Annotated in this window: 2 protein-coding genes; one reads left to right on the top strand and one right to left on the bottom strand. The window is 68.9% G+C overall.

What is annotated here, in order from left to right; translation table 11 throughout:
* Nucleotides 1-159: 159 nt before the first annotated feature.
* Entirely contained in the window at nt 160-1,503 is a 1,344-nt protein-coding gene (locus tag ACFXAZ_RS28125; protein WP_384596876.1) for an ABC transporter substrate-binding protein, read from the bottom strand.
* Nucleotides 1,504-1,737: 234 nt separating this feature from the next.
* Between ACFXAZ_RS28125 and ACFXAZ_RS28120 the strand changes: the two genes are divergently transcribed.
* On the top strand, nt 1,738-2,492 hold a 755-nt coding region (locus ACFXAZ_RS28120; protein ID WP_384596874.1), incomplete at its 3' end, for a LacI family DNA-binding transcriptional regulator.

Here is a 2,492-nt window from a genome sequence, read left to right as displayed (position 1 = left end):
CTCACACACCTTCCGCTCCTCGCTTGTGTGGTGGGTTTGCGCGCGGGGGGGGGGGGGGCGGCGGGCGCCCCCCTCCCCCCGGGGGGCGGCGGCCCCCCCCCCCGGGGCGGTGGTGACACCGCGTGGTGGGGGCGGGTGGCGATGTCGGTCATCCTTCGGTCACTGCCCCGCCGTGGCCGGGATCGCCAGGTCTTCCATCGACTTCAGCGCGGAGGCCTGGGCAGCGGCGAGCGCGTCGGTCAGCTTGCCGTCACCGGCCACCGCCTTGGCCATCGCGTCCTGGAGCGCCAGGTTCACCGTCTTCTGGGTGGGGCCCCAGGTGAAATCGGTGTCGACCTTCTTGGACGACTCGGCGAAGACGTCGAAGATCTTCTCGTTGTTGTAGTACGGCACGCCCTCGGACAGCGCCGGAAGATCCAGTCCGTCGGTGGCGGCCGGGTACAGGCCGCCCAGCTCGTTCGCCATCGCGAGCGCCTCGGGGTCGGTGTTCAGCCAGGTGTTGAACTCGGCGGCCTCGTAGAGGTGCTCGCCGCCCTTCATGAAGGCGACGGTCGAGCCGCCCCAGTCACCGGAGTTGCCGCCCTCGGTCCAGGTCGGCATCGGGACGATCGACCACTTTCCGGACTGGTCGGGCAGGTTGTCCCGGATACCCGTGTAGCCCCAGGCCGCCCCGATCTGGGTGGCCATCTCGTCGTCCTGGTACGCGGCGAACATCTGCGTCGACCCGTTGGCGAGGTCGGTGCGCACGAGACCGTCGTCGATCAGCTTCTGCCAGTAGTCGGCGACCTGCTCGCTCTTGTCCGACTCCACGGTGACATGCCACTTGTCGTCGGAGTAGCTGTACATGTTCGCGTTGTTCTGCCAGAGCAGCCCGTTGAACCACTCGGCGTTGTTCGGGTCGAAGAACGTGATGGTGAGATCCGGGTCCGCCTTGTGCAGCTGCTCCGCGGCGGTCTCGTACTCGTCCCAGGTCGTCGGGATCGGGACGTTGTACTTCTCGAAGATGTCGGTGCGTACGTACAGCGCCATCGGCCCGGTGTCCTGCGGCATGGCGAACACCCCTTCGTCGCCGAAGCTGGCCTGCGACCAGGTCCAGGGCACGAACTCCGACTTGGCGTCGGCGGCCGTCTTGCAGGCCGAGGCGTCCACGAACGCGTCCTGGGAGCGCAGCGTGGGCAACTGGTCGTAGCCGACCTGGGCGAGGTCCGGCGCGCTACCGGCCTTGAGGGCGTTGCCGATGGCGCCGTACTGGTCGTTCGAGATGTTCTTCGACTCGACCTGGATGTTCGGATGTTCCTTGTTCCACAGGTCGACGACCTTGTCCATGCCGTTGACCGTGTTCCAGTACTGAAGGGTGACCTTGCCCTCGGAGGGCTCGCAGGCGGCGCCGGACGCGCTGTCGGACGACGAGCCCGAGTCCGACGACGAACACCCGGCGAGGACGATCATGCCCGCGGTCGCGGCTGCGACGACGAGGCGAGTGCGAGAGATTGTGCTGCTCATATCTTCCGTTCCCAGAGAACCACTAGCGACGGCGCTAGGAGGGTCGACGTTGACACCTGGAGGCGGATGCCTTCTGGTTGGAATCTGTGACCGTGAGCGCTAACGTGAGCGATACCGTGAGCGTTCACGGGAGTGTGCGCTTCGGCGCGGTCGAGTGTCAAGGCTCTCGATGCCCGGGGTTCATCCGGTGTCTTTCGCCGACGCGCACGCGTCTCCAACACGCGGAGGTGAGGGATGGTGTCCTCAGGGACCGGCTCCCGCAAGGTGACCATCGACGATGTGGCCCGCAGCGTGGGAGTCTCCCGGCAGACCGTGTCGCGGGCGCTCAACGACAAGGGCGAGATCGGCGCGGCCACCAAGCAGCGCGTCCTGGACGCCGTCCACACCCTGGGCTATCGGCCGAGCCGGTTCGCCAGGGGGCTCGTGCGGCAGGACACGATCAGCGTCGGGCTGGTGATCCCCGATCTGCTCAACCCGTTCTTCACCGAGGTCGCCGCGGCCTCCCTGGACGCGGCACGGGCCCGGGGCTGGCACGTCGTCGTGTACGACACCCGGGACCGCGTCGAGGAGGAGCGGGACACCCTGGAGATGATCGCCTCCCAGGTGGACGCCGTGGTCGGGTATCTGAGCCTGACCGAGGACGTCATCGACCGCCTCACCCGGGGGATGCCGGTCGTCGTCATCGACCGGGACCACCGTTCCGAACGGTTCAGCGCGATCCGGATCGACGGCGAGCAGGGCGTCGCCGCCGCGATCCGGCACCTGACCGACGCGGGGCACCGGCGGATCGGCATGCTCGATCACGCCGAGCGGTCCGAACCGAGCCACCGCCACGACTGGTTCGCCGCCGCGATGGAGGACCGCGGACTGGACGCGGGGGGGGGGGGGGGCGCCGCCCCCCGACCTGGGGGGGGGGGAGCTGGGCTGGGCGGGCTGGGGACCCCGCCCCCCCCGCGCGCAGCGGTGGGGGGGGGTGGATCCAAGACTCA

The organism is Streptomyces sp. NPDC059477 (genome assembly GCF_042749375.1).
GTDB lineage: Bacteria > Actinomycetota > Actinomycetes > Streptomycetales > Streptomycetaceae > Streptomyces.
This window is presented reverse-complemented; position numbering and strand designations above follow the sequence as displayed.